The 12,853-nt window shown below is 62.8% G+C and carries 15 protein-coding genes; all 15 read left to right on the plus strand.

Translation table 11 applies throughout. The features are described 5' to 3' along the window. Positions 1–5 precede the first annotated feature (5 nt). The 15 genes from ACJRPG_RS12595 (at position 6) to hisC (ending at position 12,841) form a co-directional block, all read left to right on the plus strand. Positions 6–1,469 (plus strand): glutamate synthase subunit beta, encoded by a 1,464-nt coding sequence (locus ACJRPG_RS12595; protein WP_408000429.1) that lies wholly within the window; start codon positions 6–8, stop codon positions 1,467–1,469. Between the two features lie 238 nt (positions 1,470–1,707). Further along, on the plus strand, positions 1,708–2,511 hold the full coding sequence (locus ACJRPG_RS12600; RefSeq protein ID WP_408000430.1) for an ABC transporter ATP-binding protein: 804 nt from the start codon (positions 1,708–1,710) through the stop codon (positions 2,509–2,511). Then, positions 2,511–3,305, plus strand: coding sequence for a lipid asymmetry maintenance ABC transporter permease subunit MlaE (gene mlaE, locus ACJRPG_RS12605; protein ID WP_408000507.1), 795 nt, complete (start codon positions 2,511–2,513; stop codon positions 3,303–3,305). The genes ACJRPG_RS12600 and mlaE overlap by 1 nt, the downstream gene beginning before the upstream one ends. A gap of 73 nt (positions 3,306–3,378) precedes the next feature. Continuing rightward, complete coding sequence (gene mlaD, locus ACJRPG_RS12610; protein ID WP_408000431.1) at positions 3,379–3,849, plus strand: outer membrane lipid asymmetry maintenance protein MlaD; 471 nt, start codon at positions 3,379–3,381, stop codon at positions 3,847–3,849. Next, the gene (locus ACJRPG_RS12615; protein WP_408000432.1) at positions 3,849–4,574 is read left to right on the plus strand and encodes an MlaA family lipoprotein; all 726 of its coding nucleotides are present in this window, start codon (positions 3,849–3,851) and stop codon (positions 4,572–4,574) included. The genes mlaD and ACJRPG_RS12615 overlap by 1 nt, the downstream gene beginning before the upstream one ends. Before the next feature lie 88 nt (positions 4,575–4,662). After that, the gene (locus tag ACJRPG_RS12620; RefSeq protein ID WP_408000433.1) at positions 4,663–5,310 is read left to right on the plus strand and encodes an MlaC/ttg2D family ABC transporter substrate-binding protein; all 648 of its coding nucleotides are present in this window, start codon (positions 4,663–4,665) and stop codon (positions 5,308–5,310) included. A 4-nt stretch (positions 5,311–5,314) separates the two neighbouring features. Next, entirely contained in the window at positions 5,315–5,620 is a 306-nt protein-coding gene (locus tag ACJRPG_RS12625; RefSeq protein WP_408000434.1) for an STAS domain-containing protein, read from the plus strand. A 176-nt stretch (positions 5,621–5,796) separates the two neighbouring features. Continuing rightward, positions 5,797–6,714, plus strand: coding sequence for an ABC transporter ATP-binding protein (locus tag ACJRPG_RS12630; RefSeq protein ID WP_408000435.1), 918 nt, complete (start codon positions 5,797–5,799; stop codon positions 6,712–6,714). Further along, positions 6,711–7,472, plus strand: a complete 762-nt coding sequence (locus tag ACJRPG_RS12635) for an ABC transporter permease (RefSeq protein WP_408000436.1) — start codon at positions 6,711–6,713, stop codon at positions 7,470–7,472. Before ACJRPG_RS12630 ends, ACJRPG_RS12635 begins: the two co-directional genes overlap by 4 nt. A gap of 11 nt (positions 7,473–7,483) precedes the next feature. After that, positions 7,484–7,720 carry a BolA family protein gene (locus tag ACJRPG_RS12640; protein WP_408000437.1) on the plus strand — a complete coding sequence of 79 codons (237 nt, stop codon included), beginning with the start codon at positions 7,484–7,486 and terminating at the stop codon, positions 7,718–7,720. A gap of 6 nt (positions 7,721–7,726) precedes the next feature. Beyond that, positions 7,727–8,977, plus strand: coding sequence for a UDP-N-acetylglucosamine 1-carboxyvinyltransferase (gene murA, locus ACJRPG_RS12645; RefSeq protein WP_408000438.1), 1,251 nt, complete (start codon positions 7,727–7,729; stop codon positions 8,975–8,977). Between the two features lie 3 nt (positions 8,978–8,980). Beyond that, on the plus strand, positions 8,981–9,637 hold the full coding sequence (hisG, locus tag ACJRPG_RS12650) for an ATP phosphoribosyltransferase (protein ID WP_408000439.1): 657 nt from the start codon (positions 8,981–8,983) through the stop codon (positions 9,635–9,637). A 2-nt stretch (positions 9,638–9,639) separates the two neighbouring features. Next, entirely contained in the window at positions 9,640–10,956 is a 1,317-nt protein-coding gene (gene hisD, locus ACJRPG_RS12655) for a histidinol dehydrogenase (protein WP_408000440.1), read from the plus strand. Continuing rightward, positions 10,953–11,768, plus strand: coding sequence for a DNA-methyltransferase (locus ACJRPG_RS12660; RefSeq protein ID WP_408000441.1), 816 nt, complete (start codon positions 10,953–10,955; stop codon positions 11,766–11,768). Before hisD ends, ACJRPG_RS12660 begins: the two co-directional genes overlap by 4 nt. Next, positions 11,750–12,841: a histidinol-phosphate transaminase gene (hisC, locus tag ACJRPG_RS12665; RefSeq protein WP_408000442.1), complete on the plus strand. Its 1,092-nt coding sequence runs from the start codon at positions 11,750–11,752 to the stop codon at positions 12,839–12,841. Before ACJRPG_RS12660 ends, hisC begins: the two co-directional genes overlap by 19 nt. The last annotated feature ends 12 nt before the right edge of the window (positions 12,842–12,853 follow it).

Consider the following 12,853-nt stretch of genomic DNA (forward strand, 5'->3'; position numbering starts at 1 on the left):
TTAAAGTGGGAAAAATCACCGGTTTCATGGAATTCCAGCGCCAGGAAGAGGGCTACCTCGCTCCTGAAGCGCGCCTGAAGAACTACAAGGAATTCGTCATCCACCTGACGGACGAGCAGGCCAAGGTGCAGGGCGCACGCTGCATGGATTGCGGCATCCCCTTCTGCAACACGGGCTGCCCGGTCAACAACATCATCCCGGACTGGAACGACCTGGTCTACCGCAACCACTACCGCGCCGCGCTGGATGTGCTGCACTCGACCAATAACTTCCCGGAATTCACCGGCCGCATCTGCCCGGCGCCTTGCGAAAGCGCCTGTACGCTCGGCATCGGCAGCGACCCGGTGGGCATCAAGTCCATCGAACACAAGATCATCGACACCGGCTGGGAAAACGGCTGGGTGGTGCCGCAGCCTGCGGCCAGCAAGACCGGCAAGAAGGTCGCCATCGTCGGCTCCGGTCCTGCCGGCCTGGCGGCGGCCCAGCAGCTGGCGCGCGCCGGCCACGACGTGACCGTGTTCGAGAAGTCGGACCGCGCCGGCGGCCTGCTGCGCTACGGCATCCCCGACTTCAAGATGGAAAAGTCGCATATCGACCGCCGTATCGAGCAGATGGAAGCGGAAGGCGTGAAATTCCGCCTGTCCACCCTGATCGGCAAGGACTTCCCGGCCAATGTGAACAACTGGGCCAAGGAAACCATCTTCCCTGAAGACCTGGAAAAGGATTTCGACGCCGTGGTGATCGCGGGCGGCGCCGAGCAGCCGCGCGACCTGCCGGTGCCCGGCCGCGAGCTGAAGGGCGTGCATTTTGCCATGGACTTCCTGCCGCAGCAGAACAAGGTGAATGCAGGCGACAAGGTCAAGGACCAGATCAAGGCCACCGGCAAGCACGTGATCGTGATCGGCGGCGGCGACACCGGCTCCGACTGCGTGGGCACCTCGAACCGCCACGGCGCCGCCAGCGTCACCCAGTTCGAACTGATGCCCATGCCGCCCGAGCAGGAAAACAAGCCCCTGGTCTGGCCTTACTGGCCCACCAAGCTGCGCACCTCGTCCTCGCACGAGGAAGGCTGCGAGCGCGACTGGGCGGTGGCCACCAAACGCATCGAGGGCAAGGGCGGCAAGGTCGAAAAACTGATCGCCTGCCGCGTGGAATGGAAGGACGGCAAGATGACCGAAGTGCCGAACTCCGAATTCGAGATGAAGGCCGACCTGGTGCTGCTGGCCATGGGCTTCGTGTCGCCGGTGCAGCAGGTGCTGGACGCCTTCGGCGTGGACAAGGACGCCCGCGGCAACGCGCGCGCCACCACCGATGGCGACGGCTGCTACAAGACGAACAAACCCGGCGTCTTCGCCGCAGGCGATATGCGCCGCGGCCAGTCGCTGGTGGTGTGGGCCATCCGTGAAGGCCGCCAGTGCGCCCGCGCGGTCGATGAGTACCTGATGGGCAGCTCCGTGCTCCCGCGTTAAAAGCTTTGTCCCAGCAGTATCTTTGTCCCACTGGGGTGATCCCTCACGTGGGGCATTTTTTTTGCTGTCATGCAGCAAATTAATAAGTATTTCTAGATGTAAATTGCTGACTTGAAGGTTAGTAATGTTGTATGATTGACCTCTTGATCTCCGTTTGGGCTCCCCCTTGCGAGGGGCGGTCAGCAGAGGGAGACGTTTCTGTTTTACAATATGACATTAAAAACCAAGAGCGTAGCCCGTGCCGAACCTCGTCGAAATTCGTGACTTGCACTTTTCCTATGGAAAGCGCCCCATCCTGGCGGGCCTCCATATGGATTTCCCGAAAGGGAAGGTCATTGCCGTCATGGGCGGCTCCGGCTCCGGCAAAACCACCGTCCTGCGCCTGATCGGCGGCCAGGTCCGTCCGAAAAGCGGGCATGTGACGGTCGATGGCCAGGTCGTGGACCAGCTGAAGACGTCCGACCTGTATCTGCTGCGCCGCAAAATGGGCATGCTGTTCCAGCACGGCGCCCTGTTCACCGACCTGACCGTGTTCGAAAACGTGGCCTTCCCGCTGCGTGAGCATACCGACCTGCCGGAAGAGCTGATCCGCGACCTGGTGCTGATGAAGCTGCACGCCGTGGGCCTGCGCAATGCCGCCAAGCTGAAGCCGGGCGAAATCTCGGGCGGCATGGCGCGCCGCGTGGCGCTGGCGCGCTCCATCGCCCTCGACCCGCAGCTGATCATGTACGACGAGCCCTTTGCGGGCCTCGACCCGATTTCGATGGGCGTGACCGCCAACCTGATCCGCAACCTGAACGATGCGCTCGGTTCCACCTCCATCCTGGTGTCGCACGACGTGAAAGAGTCTTTCCAGATCGCCGACTACGTGTATTTCCTGTCGCAGGGAAAAATCGTGGCCCACGGCACCCCGGCCGACATGCTGGTGTCCACCGACCCGTACGTAAAGCAGTTCGTGCATGCCGAGGCCGACGGTCCGGTGCCCTTCCACTATCCCGGCAAATCGCTGGCCGATGACCTGGGACTGGGAGGCCGCGCATGATGCTGATCCGTCCTATCGAACGCCTGGGCCTGGCTGCCCGCACCACGGTGCGCGAATACATCGAGAGCGTGGGCCTGTCGACGCGCATGTTCTTCGCCATGCTGGGCCTGTCGCCCGGCCTGCTGCGCCGTCCGCGCCTGCTGATCGAGCAGCTGCACTTCATCGGCAACTACTCGCTGCTGATCATTACCCTGTCCGGCCTGTTCGTCGGCATGGTGCTGGGCCTGCAGGGCTATTACACGCTGAACAAATACGGCGCCGAGGAATCCGTCGGCCTGCTGGTGGCGCTGGGCCTGACCCGCGAACTGGGGCCGGTCATTACAGCCCTGCTGTTCGCCGGCCGCGCCGGTACGTCGCTGACTGCTGAAATCGGCCTGATGAAGGCCGGCGAGCAGCTGTCCGCCATGGAAATGATGGCCGTGAACCCGATCCAGCGCGTGCTGGCGCCCCGTTTCTGGGCCGGCGTGATCTCGGTGCCCCTGCTGGCATCGATCTTCAGCGCGGTTGGCGTGTTCGGCGGCTACCTGGTCGGCGTCAAGCTGATCGGTGTGGACGAAGGCGCCTTCTGGTCGCAGATGCAGAACGGCGTCGACGTGTGGAAAGACGTATTCAACGGTTTCGCCAAGAGCGTGGTGTTCGGCATTGCTATTACCTTCATCGCCCTCTATCAGGGCTATGAGGCCCAGCCGACGCCGGAAGATGTGGCCGGCGCCACCACCCGTACCGTGGTTGTGTCTTCGCTGATGATCTGGTGGCTGGACTTCATGCTCACCGCCCTGATGTTCAGTAAGTAATAGAAGTAGCTGAGAAAAATACCTGAGCCCAAGCGCCCTGCGCGCTTTGGCAAAAACCTATAGGATTAGTTTTATGCAACGCAAATCGGTGGATTTCTGGGTTGGCCTCTTCGTCGTGGCGGGTGTCGCCGCGCTGATGTTCCTCGCCCTGCGGGCGGGCAACATGAGCACGCTGAGCTTCTCGAAGACGTACGAAATCACGGCGCAGTTCGACAATATCGGCAGCCTCAAACCCCAGGCGGCGGTAAAAGCCTCCGGCGTGGTGGTGGGCCGCGTGTCGCGCATCGTGTTCGACGACAAGAGCTACAAGGCGGCCGTGACCATGGACATGGAAGAAGGCTACAAGTTCCCGAAAGACAGCTCGGCCAAGATCCTGACCTCGGGCCTGCTGGGCGAGCAGTACATCGGCATTGAAGCGGGCGGCGATGAAGCCAACCTGAAGGGCGGCGACAAGATCGCGCGCACCCAGTCCGCCGCCGTGCTGGAAGACCTGATTAACCAATTTATCTATAGCAAGGCTGCTGACGGAAAGGACGCCAATTGATGAACCAGTCGACGCTGCGCCGTACCCTGCTGGCGCTGGCCGCCACGGCCGCCCTGAGCGGATGCGCCACGAGCAATAACCCGGCCGACCCGCTGGAAGGCTACAACCGGGCCATGTTCAAGTTCAACGACGCCGTGGACAATGCTGTGCTCAAGCCCGTTGCCACCGGCTACAAGAAAGTCACTCCGGACTTCGTGCAGACCGGCGTCGGCAACTTCTTCGGCAACCTGTCCGACGTCTGGACCGCCGCCAATAACCTGATGCAGGGCAAAGGCCAGGAAGGCATGTCGGACGTGATGCGCGTGGCCATCAACTCGACTTTCGGCCTGCTGGGCCTGCTGGATATCGCTTCCGAAGCGGGTTTCCAGAAGCATAACGAAGACCTGGGCCAGACCCTGGGCTCCTACGGCGTCACGCCCGGCCCTTACATCGTGCTGCCGATCCTCGGTCCTTCGACCCTGCGCGACACCGTGGGCCTGCCGGTCGATATGGCCGCGGATCCATGGACCTACAAGGATCCTGCCAATGTGCGCAATATCGGCACGGCGATCCGCGTTGTGGACAAGCGCGCCCAGCTGCTGGACGCGACCTCGCTGCTGGAAGATGCGGCGCTGGACCGCTACCAGTTCGTGCGCGACGGCTGGCTGCAGCGCCGCCGCAGCCAGGTGTATGACGGCGACCCGCCGCCGGAGCCGCAGAAGCCCGAGGCCGTCGAGGCAAACTGAGCAGGGCGCTGCCCAATTTCGGGGGCACGATATAATGCCCCCGACGGCTGCGCATGGGCGCCAGCCGCGACTTTATAGGTTAGACAAGATGAAATTGATCAAGCAACTTCTCGCTTTCGCTACTGTATCCTTCGTGCTGGCCGCGCCGGTGCAGGCGCAGAATGCCAATGAAGCGCCGGACGCGCTGGTGAAGCGCATCAGCACCGAAGTGCTGGAAACGGCGAAAAACGACAAGCAGATCCAGGCTGGCGACTCCAAGCGCGTGATGGATCTGGTGGAAACCAAGATCCTGCCCTATGTGGACTTCGAACGCATGACCCAGCTGGCCGCCGGCCGCTATTGGCGTGAAGCCACGCCGGAACAGAAGCGCGCCCTGTCCGCCGAGTTCCGCACCCTGCTGATCTTCACCTACTCGGGCGCCCTGTCCCAGGTGAAGAACCAGACCGTGGAGTTCAAGCCGCTGCGCGCTGCCGCCGGCGACACTGAAGTGGAAGTGCGTTCCGTGGTGAACCAGCCGCGCGGCGAGCCTGTGCCGCTGAACTACCGCGTCGCCAAAACGGGTTCCGGCTGGAAAATCTACGATATCAACGTGCTGGGTGCCTGGCTGGTGGAAACCTACAAGAGCACCTTCAGCAGCGAAATCAGCAAGGGCGGCATCGACGGCCTGATCAAGACCCTGGCCGCCCGCAACAAGCAGCTGGCCAGCAAGCCGCTGAACACCCAGCCTGTAAAATAAAGCCATGAGCGACAACACCATGCAATCCCTGAGCGCACTCACCGTGGATAACGCCACGGCAGCGCTGGAACACGGCCTGGCCGCCATCCGCGCCGGCCAAACCGTGTTCGACCTGGGCAACGTGGTGTCGGTCGACTCGGCCGCCGTCTCCGTGATGCTGGCCTGGCAGCGCGCTGCCGCCGAGGCCGGCATCCGCCTTGAGCTGAAGAACCTGCCGCCCGCCCTCCGCAGCCTCACCAAGCTGTACGGTGTTTGCTCGCTGGTATCGCCCGCCCTGGCCGATTCCCCAGCAGACCTGCACCATCATTGACCCCCGCCCCACCCCGCCGCCCCCGCAGTACCGTTTTTCCCCGGTCCGGCATAGCCGAACCAAAATTCCAATATAATTGACCGTTGCCGCTGCCTGTAGAGCCGCGGCGCTCGCATCCCCGGCCGCAAGGCCGCCAGCGCAACGGTCAGCGTTGCTCAGAAAACTAACAGCCAAGCATGACAGCAATCGAAATCAGCAATGTCGAGAAGCGCTACAAGTCGCTCCAGGCACTGGGCGGCGTGTCGCTCAAGATCGAAGAAGGCGAGTTTTTCGGCCTGCTCGGTCCCAACGGCGCCGGTAAAACCACTCTCATCTCCATCATTGCGGGCCTGATCCGCGCCGATGCGGGCAGCGTGAAGATCCACGGCCACGATGTGGTCAGCGATTTCCGCGAGGCGCGCAAGAAGCTCGGCGTGGTGCCGCAGGAACTGGTGTTCGATCCCTTCTTCACGGTGCGCGAAACGCTGCGCCTGCAATCGGGTTATTTCGGCCTGAGCAACAACGACAAGTGGATCGACGAGGTCATGGAAAACCTCGACCTCACCAAAAAGGCCGATACCAATATGCGCGCCCTGTCCGGCGGCATGAAGCGCCGCGTGCTGGTGGCGCAGGCGCTGGTGCACAAGCCGCCCGTGATCGTGCTCGACGAGCCGACCGCCGGCGTGGACGTGGAGCTGCGCCAGACGCTGTGGAAGTTCATCTCGCGCCTGAACCGCGAAGGGCACACCGTGGTGCTCACCACCCACTACCTGGAAGAAGCGCAGGCCATGTGCAAGCGCGTGGCCATGCTCAAGCTGGGCAAGGTGGAAGCGCTGGACACCATGTCCAACCTGATCCGCCGCATCAGCGGTTCGCAGCTGATCGTGCACATGAAGCAGGGCACGCTGCCGGATGATTTGCGTCCTCTTATCACGCATCCGGAAGACGCCGCTAGCGGCCACAAATACAGCCTGCGCATCAACGAATACTCGGAAGTGGAAAAGATCCTCGCCCGCCTGCGCGAAAGCGGCACCGTCATCGACGAGATGCAGCTGCAGCAGGCCGACCTGGAAGACATCTTCCTGCAAATTATGGAAGGGAACACCGTCGCATGATTTCCACCGGTTTCCGCACCCTCGTCTATAAAGAAACGCTGCGCTTCTACAAAGTCGCGACGCAAACCATCGCCGCGCCCATCCTGACGGCCATGCTCTACCTGCTCATCTTCGGCCACGTGCTGGAAGGCCGCGTGCAGGTGTATGAGGGCGTGACATACACCGCCTTCCTGATTCCGGGCCTGGTGATGATGAGCGTGCTGCAGAATGCCTTCGCCAACTCCTCGTCCTCGCTGATCCAGTCCAAGATCACGGGCAACCTCGTGTTCGTGCTGCTAACGCCGCTGTCGCACTGGGAACTGTTCTCGGCCTATGTGATTGCCGCCATGGTGCGCGGCATCGCCGTCGGCCTGGGCGTGTTCCTCGTTACCGCATGGTTCGCGCACATGAGCTTCGCGTGGCCGCTGTGGATTCTGGTGTTCGCGCTGCTGGGCGCCGCCATCCTCGGCACCATGGGCCTGATCGCGGGCATCTGGGCCGAGAAGTTCGACCAGCTGGCCGCTTTCCAGAACTTCCTGATCATGCCGCTGACCTTCCTGTCCGGCGTGTTCTACTCGATTCATTCGCTGCCGCCGTTCTGGCTCACCGTATCGCACCTGAACCCGTTCTTCTACATGATCGACGGCTTCCGCTACGGCTTCTTCGGCCAGTCGGACATCAATCCATGGACCAGCCTCGGCATCGTCGCCGCCTTCCTGGTGGTGTTGTCGCTGGCAGCCATTCGTCTTCTGCGCAGCGGCTACCGCCTGCGCCACTAAAAGGAAATACCGTGACCACCACCCCTGAAGCCATCCACGGCTACATCGCCGCCGGACTCGAATGCACCCACCTGGAAGTGGACGGCGACGGCCAGCACTTCCAGGCCGTGATCGTGTCGCCTGCCTTTGCCGGCAAGCGCCTGATCCAGCGCCACCAGCTGGTGTATGCAGCGCTGGGCGACCGCATGCGTGAAGAGATCCACGCGCTGTCGATGAAAACCCTGACCCCTGAAGAATTCCAAGGATAAGCAGACATGGACAAACTCCTCATCACCGGCGGCAAGCGCCTCATGGGCGACATCCAGATTTCCGGCGCCAAAAATGCGGCGCTGCCTATCCTCTGCGCTGGCCTGCTCACGGCCGGCGACCTGGAACTGTCCAACGTGCCGAACCTGCACGACGTGGCCACCATGCTCAAGCTGCTGCGCCAGACCGGCCTGCAGATCGAGCAGAACGGCGACAAGGTCACGATGAACGGGTCGAAGATCGACAAGTACGAAGCGCCGTATGAGCTGGTGAAGACCATGCGCGCCTCCATCCTCGTGCTTGGCCCGCTGCTGGCGCGTTTCGGCCAGGCCAAGGTTTCGCTGCCGGGCGGCTGCGCCATCGGCTCGCGTCCGGTGGACCAGCACATCAAGGGCCTGCAGGCGCTGGGCGCCGAGATCTCGATCGACGCCGGCTACATCTACGCGAAAGCGAAGAAGCTGAAGGGCACGCGCGTCGTCACCGACATGATCACCGTGACCGGTACCGAGAATCTGCTGATGGCGGCAACCCTGGCCGAAGGCGAAACCGTGCTGGAAAACGCGGCGCGTGAACCGGAAGTGACCGACCTCGCCAACCTGCTGGTGGCAATGGGCGCGAAGATCGACGGCATCGGCACCGACCGCCTGGTGATCCAGGGCGTGCCTGCGCTGAACGGCGCGAAGCATGCCGTGATCTCGGACCGCATCGAAGCGGCGACCTTCCTGTGCGCGGTGGCGGCGGCAGGCGGCGACATCACTATCCGCAACACCCGCACCGACATCATGGACGCCGCGCTGGACAAGCTGCGCGACATCGGCGTGAAGCTGACCGTGGGCGACAACTGGATCCGTGCCCAGATGGATGGCCGCCCGAAGCCGGTTAACTTCCGCACCACCGAATACCCGGGCTTCCCGACCGATATGCAGGCCCAGTTCATGGCCGTGAACATCATCGCCGATGGCCAGAGCCGCGTGCAGGAAACCATCTTTGAAAACCGCTTCATGCACGTGCAGGAAATGAACCGTCTCGGCGCAAAGATCGAGACCGACGGCAATACCGCCCATATCACCGGCGTATCGCAGCTGATCGGGGCGCCCGTGATGGCGACCGACCTGCGCGCATCCGCATCGCTGGTGATTGCGGGCCTTGCCGCCAAAGGCGAAACGCTGGTGGACCGCATCTACCATCTGGACCGCGGCTACGACCGCATGGAACTGAAACTGTCCGCCGTAGGCGCCAATATCACCCGTATCAAGTAAATCATGTCCTCACAGCTTATCCTTGCCCTGTCGAAGGGCCGCATTTTCGAAGACACCCTGCCGCTGCTGGCGGCAGCAGGCATTACGGTGACTGAAAATCCGGAGACTTCGCGCAAGCTGATCCTGCCGACCAACGATCCGGATGTGCGCGTGCTGATCGTGCGCGCCACCGACGTGCCGACCTATGTGCAGCATGGGGCGGCGGACTTCGGCGTGGCGGGCAAGGATGTGCTGCTGGAGCATGGCGGCGAAGGCCTGTACCAGCCGGTGGACCTGGACATCGCGCAGTGCCGCATGTCGGTGGCCGTGAAAGCGGGCTTCGACTACGAAAGCGCGGTGCGCCAGGGCGCACGCCTGCGCGTGGCCACCAAATTCACGCAGACCGCGCGCGGACACTTCGCGTCGAAGGGCGTGCACGTTGACCTGATCAAGCTGTATGGCTCGATGGAGCTTGCGCCGCTGGTCGGCCTGTCAGACGCCATCGTCGACCTGGTCAGCACCGGCAGCACGCTGCGCGCCAACAACCTGGTGGAAGTCGAAGAGATCATGCAGATCTCCTCGCGCCTGGTCGTCAACCAGGCCGCGCTGAAACTGAAGCGCGCCCGCCTGCAACCGATTATCGAAGCGTTCGAACGCGCTTCCAAAGCCAAAGCGAAATAATCATGATCCGCAAGCTCGACTCCACTCAGATCGATTTCCAGGAAAAGCTCGACGCGCTGCTGGCCTTCGAAGCCGAAACAGACTACGCCATCGAAACGGCGGTAGCGGACATCATCAAGCAAGTGCGCGCACGTGGCGATGAGGCGGTGGTGGAGTACACCAACAAGTTCGACCGCATTCCGAACGGCGGCGCGGCCGACATCCACGCCTTTGACATCGGCCAGCAGGAGCTGGACGCGGCACTGGCCGCACTGCCGGAAAAGCAGCGCCTGGCGCTGCAGACGGCGGCCGAACGCATCCGCCTGTTCCACGAGCGCCAGAAGCAGGAACTGCAAGGCTTCAGCTACACCGAGGCTGACGGCACCGTGCTGGGCCAGCGCATCACGCCGCTGGACCGCGTGGGCATCTACGTCCCGGGCGGCAAAGCCGCCTACCCAAGCTCGGTACTGATGAATGCCGTGCCCGCGAAAGTCGCAGGCGTGGGCGAAATCATCATGGTGGTGCCCACGCCGGATGGCGTGAAGAACCAGATGGTGCTGGCCGCCGCCGCGATTGCGGGCGTAACCCGCGTCATCGGCATCGGCGGCGCACAGGCGGTGGCAGCACTGGCCTACGGTACCGAATCCATCAAGGCCGTGGACAAGATCGTCGGCCCCGGCAACGCCTACGTGGCAGCGGCAAAGCGCCGCGTATTCGGCGCAGTCGGCATCGACATGATTGCAGGCCCATCGGAAATCCTCGTGATCTGCGACGGCAGCACCGATCCCGACTGGGTCGCCATGGACCTGTTCTCGCAAGCCGAGCACGACGAACTGGCGCAAGCCATCCTGCTGTGCCCTGACGCCGGTTACATCGCCAAAGTGGAAGCCAGCATCGCCAAACTGCTGCCCGACATGCCGCGCGCGGAAGTGATCCGCACCTCGCTGAAGGACCGCGGCGCGCTGATCAAAGTGAAGGATATGGCGGAGGCCTGCGCCATTGCCAACAGCATCGCTGCCGAGCACCTGGAAATCTCCGCCGAAAACCCGCAGCAATGGGCCGACCAGATCCGCCACGCAGGCGCCATGTTCCTCGGCCGCTTCTCGTCCGAATCGCTGGGCGACTACTGCTGCGGCCCGAACCACGTGCTGCCGACTTCGCGCACGGCGCGTTTCTCCTCGCCGCTGGGCGTCTACGACTTCCAGAAACGTTCTTCGGTCATCCACGTGAGCGAAGCCGGGGCGCAGACGCTGGGCAAGGTAGCGGCCGAACTGGCCTACGGAGAAGGACTGCAGGCGCACGCCCGCAGCGCAGAACTGCGCCTGAAGACCGGCGCATGAAGAAGTGGCTGAACCAGGTCTTCTGCGAAGATGCGCTGGAAGGGGTGAAGCGTATTCCCGATGGCTCGGTTGACCTGATCCTGACGGACCCGCCGTATAACCTGGGCAAGGACTACGGCAATACCTCGGACCAGCAGACGGTGGACGACTACCTGCGCTGGACCGAGCAATGGGTGGATGCCGCGCTGCCGAAGCTGAAAGCGAACGGCAGCCTGTACATCTTCCTCACCTGGCGCTTTTCGCCAGAGATCTTCGTGATGCTGAAAAAGCGCATGACGATGATGAACGAGATTATCTGGGACCGCCGCGTGCCCTCGATGGGCGGCAGCACCCGCAGTTTCACCTCGGTGCACGATACGGTAGGCTTCTTCGTGCGCCGCAAGGATTATTACTTCGACCTCGACGCCGTACGCATTCCCTACGACGCCGAGACGAAGAAAGCCCGTTCGCGTTCGATTTTCGTCGGCGCGAAATGGCTGGAAGTGGGCTATAACCCGAAAGATTTGTGGAGCGTATCCAGGCTTCACCGCGAGCATTCCGAGCGGGTCGATCACCCGACGCAGAAGCCGCTGGAGATTATCGAGCGCATGGTCAAGGCTTCCTGCCCGCCGGATGGCGTGGTGCTGGACCTGTTCATGGGCAGCGGCACGACGGCTGTTGCAGCGAAGCGCTGCGGCCGGAACTTTGTCGGCTTCGAACTGAATGCCGAGTACTGCAAGATCATCGCCGAACGGCTGGCGCTGGAAGACAATCCGGCGCCGCAGAAGAAAACATCGACCCGGAGTAAAACGAAATGTCCCTCGATCGCCTGATCGCCAACACCATCCGTTCCGACGTGCGCGCCATCGGCGTGTATCACGTGCCGGACGCGAGCGGCTACATCAAGCTCGACGCGATGGAAAACCCCTACGAGCTGCCGCAGGCGCTCCAGCAGGAACTGGGCACGCGCCTGGCCGGCGTGGCGATGAACCGCTACCCGGTGGCTTCCTACAGCACCATCAAGCAGCGCATCGTCGCCAAATTGGGCGTCCCTGCCGGCTACGACGTCATGCTGGGCAACGGTTCCGATGAGCTGATCGCCATCATGGCCGCCGCCTGCGCGCACCAGGATCGCCGCGCCGTGATGCTGGCGCCGGTGCCCGCCTTCGTCATGTTCCAGCGCTCGGCCCAGATGGCCGGCATGGACTTCGTCGGCGTGCCGCTGAAAGCAGATTTCTCGCTCGACCTGCCGGCCATGCTGGCCGCCATTGCCGAGCATAAACCCGCGCTGGTCTTCCTCGCCTACCCGAACAACCCTACCGGCAACCTGTTCGACGAAAACGCCATGCTGGAGATCATCCGCGCGCAAGGCGACGAAGGCCTGGTGGTGGTGGACGAAGCCTACGAGCCCTTCGCCCAGCAGAGCTTCATGCGCCGCCTGCCGGAGTTCGACAACCTGATCGTGATGCGCACGCTGTCCAAACTGGGCCTGGCGGGCATCCGCCTCGGCTATATGTCCGCCGCCCCGGCGCTGCTGGAGCAGTTCGACAAGGTGCGGCCGCCGTACAACGTCAACGTGATGACCCAGGCGGCCGCCGAATTCGCCCTCGACCACCTCGATGTGCTGAACGAACAGGCGGCAATCCTGCGCGAACAGCGCGGAAAACTGAGCGCCGCCATGGCTGCGCTGCCGGGTGTGACCGTGTTCCCCTCGGCCGCCAATTTCATCCTGATCCGGGTGCCGGATGCGGACGCGGTGCAGGCGCAACTGCTGTCCCGCAAAGTCCTCATCAAAAATATGAGTAAAATGCACAGTGTGCTGGCAAATTGCCTCCGTGTTACGGTCAGCACGCCGGAAGAGAATGCCGCCCTCCTCGATGCACTTACTGCCTCGCTGGCGGCCTGATTCCCAACTAGA

The sequence above is a fragment of the Pseudoduganella rhizocola genome, assembly GCF_045984285.3.
Classification (GTDB): Bacteria; Pseudomonadota; Gammaproteobacteria; order Burkholderiales; family Burkholderiaceae_D; genus Rugamonas.

What these genes read in the sequence shown, in the direction of transcription:
- mlaE (WP_408000507.1), top strand. Translation starts at nt 2,511, where the DNA reads ATGCTGATCCGTCCTATCGAACGCCTGGGCCTGGCTGCCCGCACCACG.
- mlaD (WP_408000431.1), top strand. Translation starts at nt 3,379, where the DNA reads ATGCAACGCAAATCGGTGGATTTCTGGGTTGGCCTCTTCGTCGTGGCG.
- ACJRPG_RS12615 (WP_408000432.1), top strand. Translation starts at nt 3,849, where the DNA reads ATGAACCAGTCGACGCTGCGCCGTACCCTGCTGGCGCTGGCCGCCACG.
- ACJRPG_RS12620 (WP_408000433.1), top strand. Translation starts at nt 4,663, where the DNA reads ATGAAATTGATCAAGCAACTTCTCGCTTTCGCTACTGTATCCTTCGTG.
- ACJRPG_RS12625 (WP_408000434.1), top strand. Translation starts at nt 5,315, where the DNA reads ATGAGCGACAACACCATGCAATCCCTGAGCGCACTCACCGTGGATAAC.
- ACJRPG_RS12630 (WP_408000435.1), top strand. Translation starts at nt 5,797, where the DNA reads ATGACAGCAATCGAAATCAGCAATGTCGAGAAGCGCTACAAGTCGCTC.
- ACJRPG_RS12635 (WP_408000436.1), top strand. Translation starts at nt 6,711, where the DNA reads ATGATTTCCACCGGTTTCCGCACCCTCGTCTATAAAGAAACGCTGCGC.
- murA (WP_408000438.1), top strand. Translation starts at nt 7,727, where the DNA reads ATGGACAAACTCCTCATCACCGGCGGCAAGCGCCTCATGGGCGACATC.
- hisG (WP_408000439.1), top strand. Translation starts at nt 8,981, where the DNA reads ATGTCCTCACAGCTTATCCTTGCCCTGTCGAAGGGCCGCATTTTCGAA.
- hisD (WP_408000440.1), top strand. Translation starts at nt 9,640, where the DNA reads ATGATCCGCAAGCTCGACTCCACTCAGATCGATTTCCAGGAAAAGCTC.
- ACJRPG_RS12660 (WP_408000441.1), top strand. Translation starts at nt 10,953, where the DNA reads ATGAAGAAGTGGCTGAACCAGGTCTTCTGCGAAGATGCGCTGGAAGGG.
- hisC (WP_408000442.1), top strand. Translation starts at nt 11,750, where the DNA reads ATGTCCCTCGATCGCCTGATCGCCAACACCATCCGTTCCGACGTGCGC.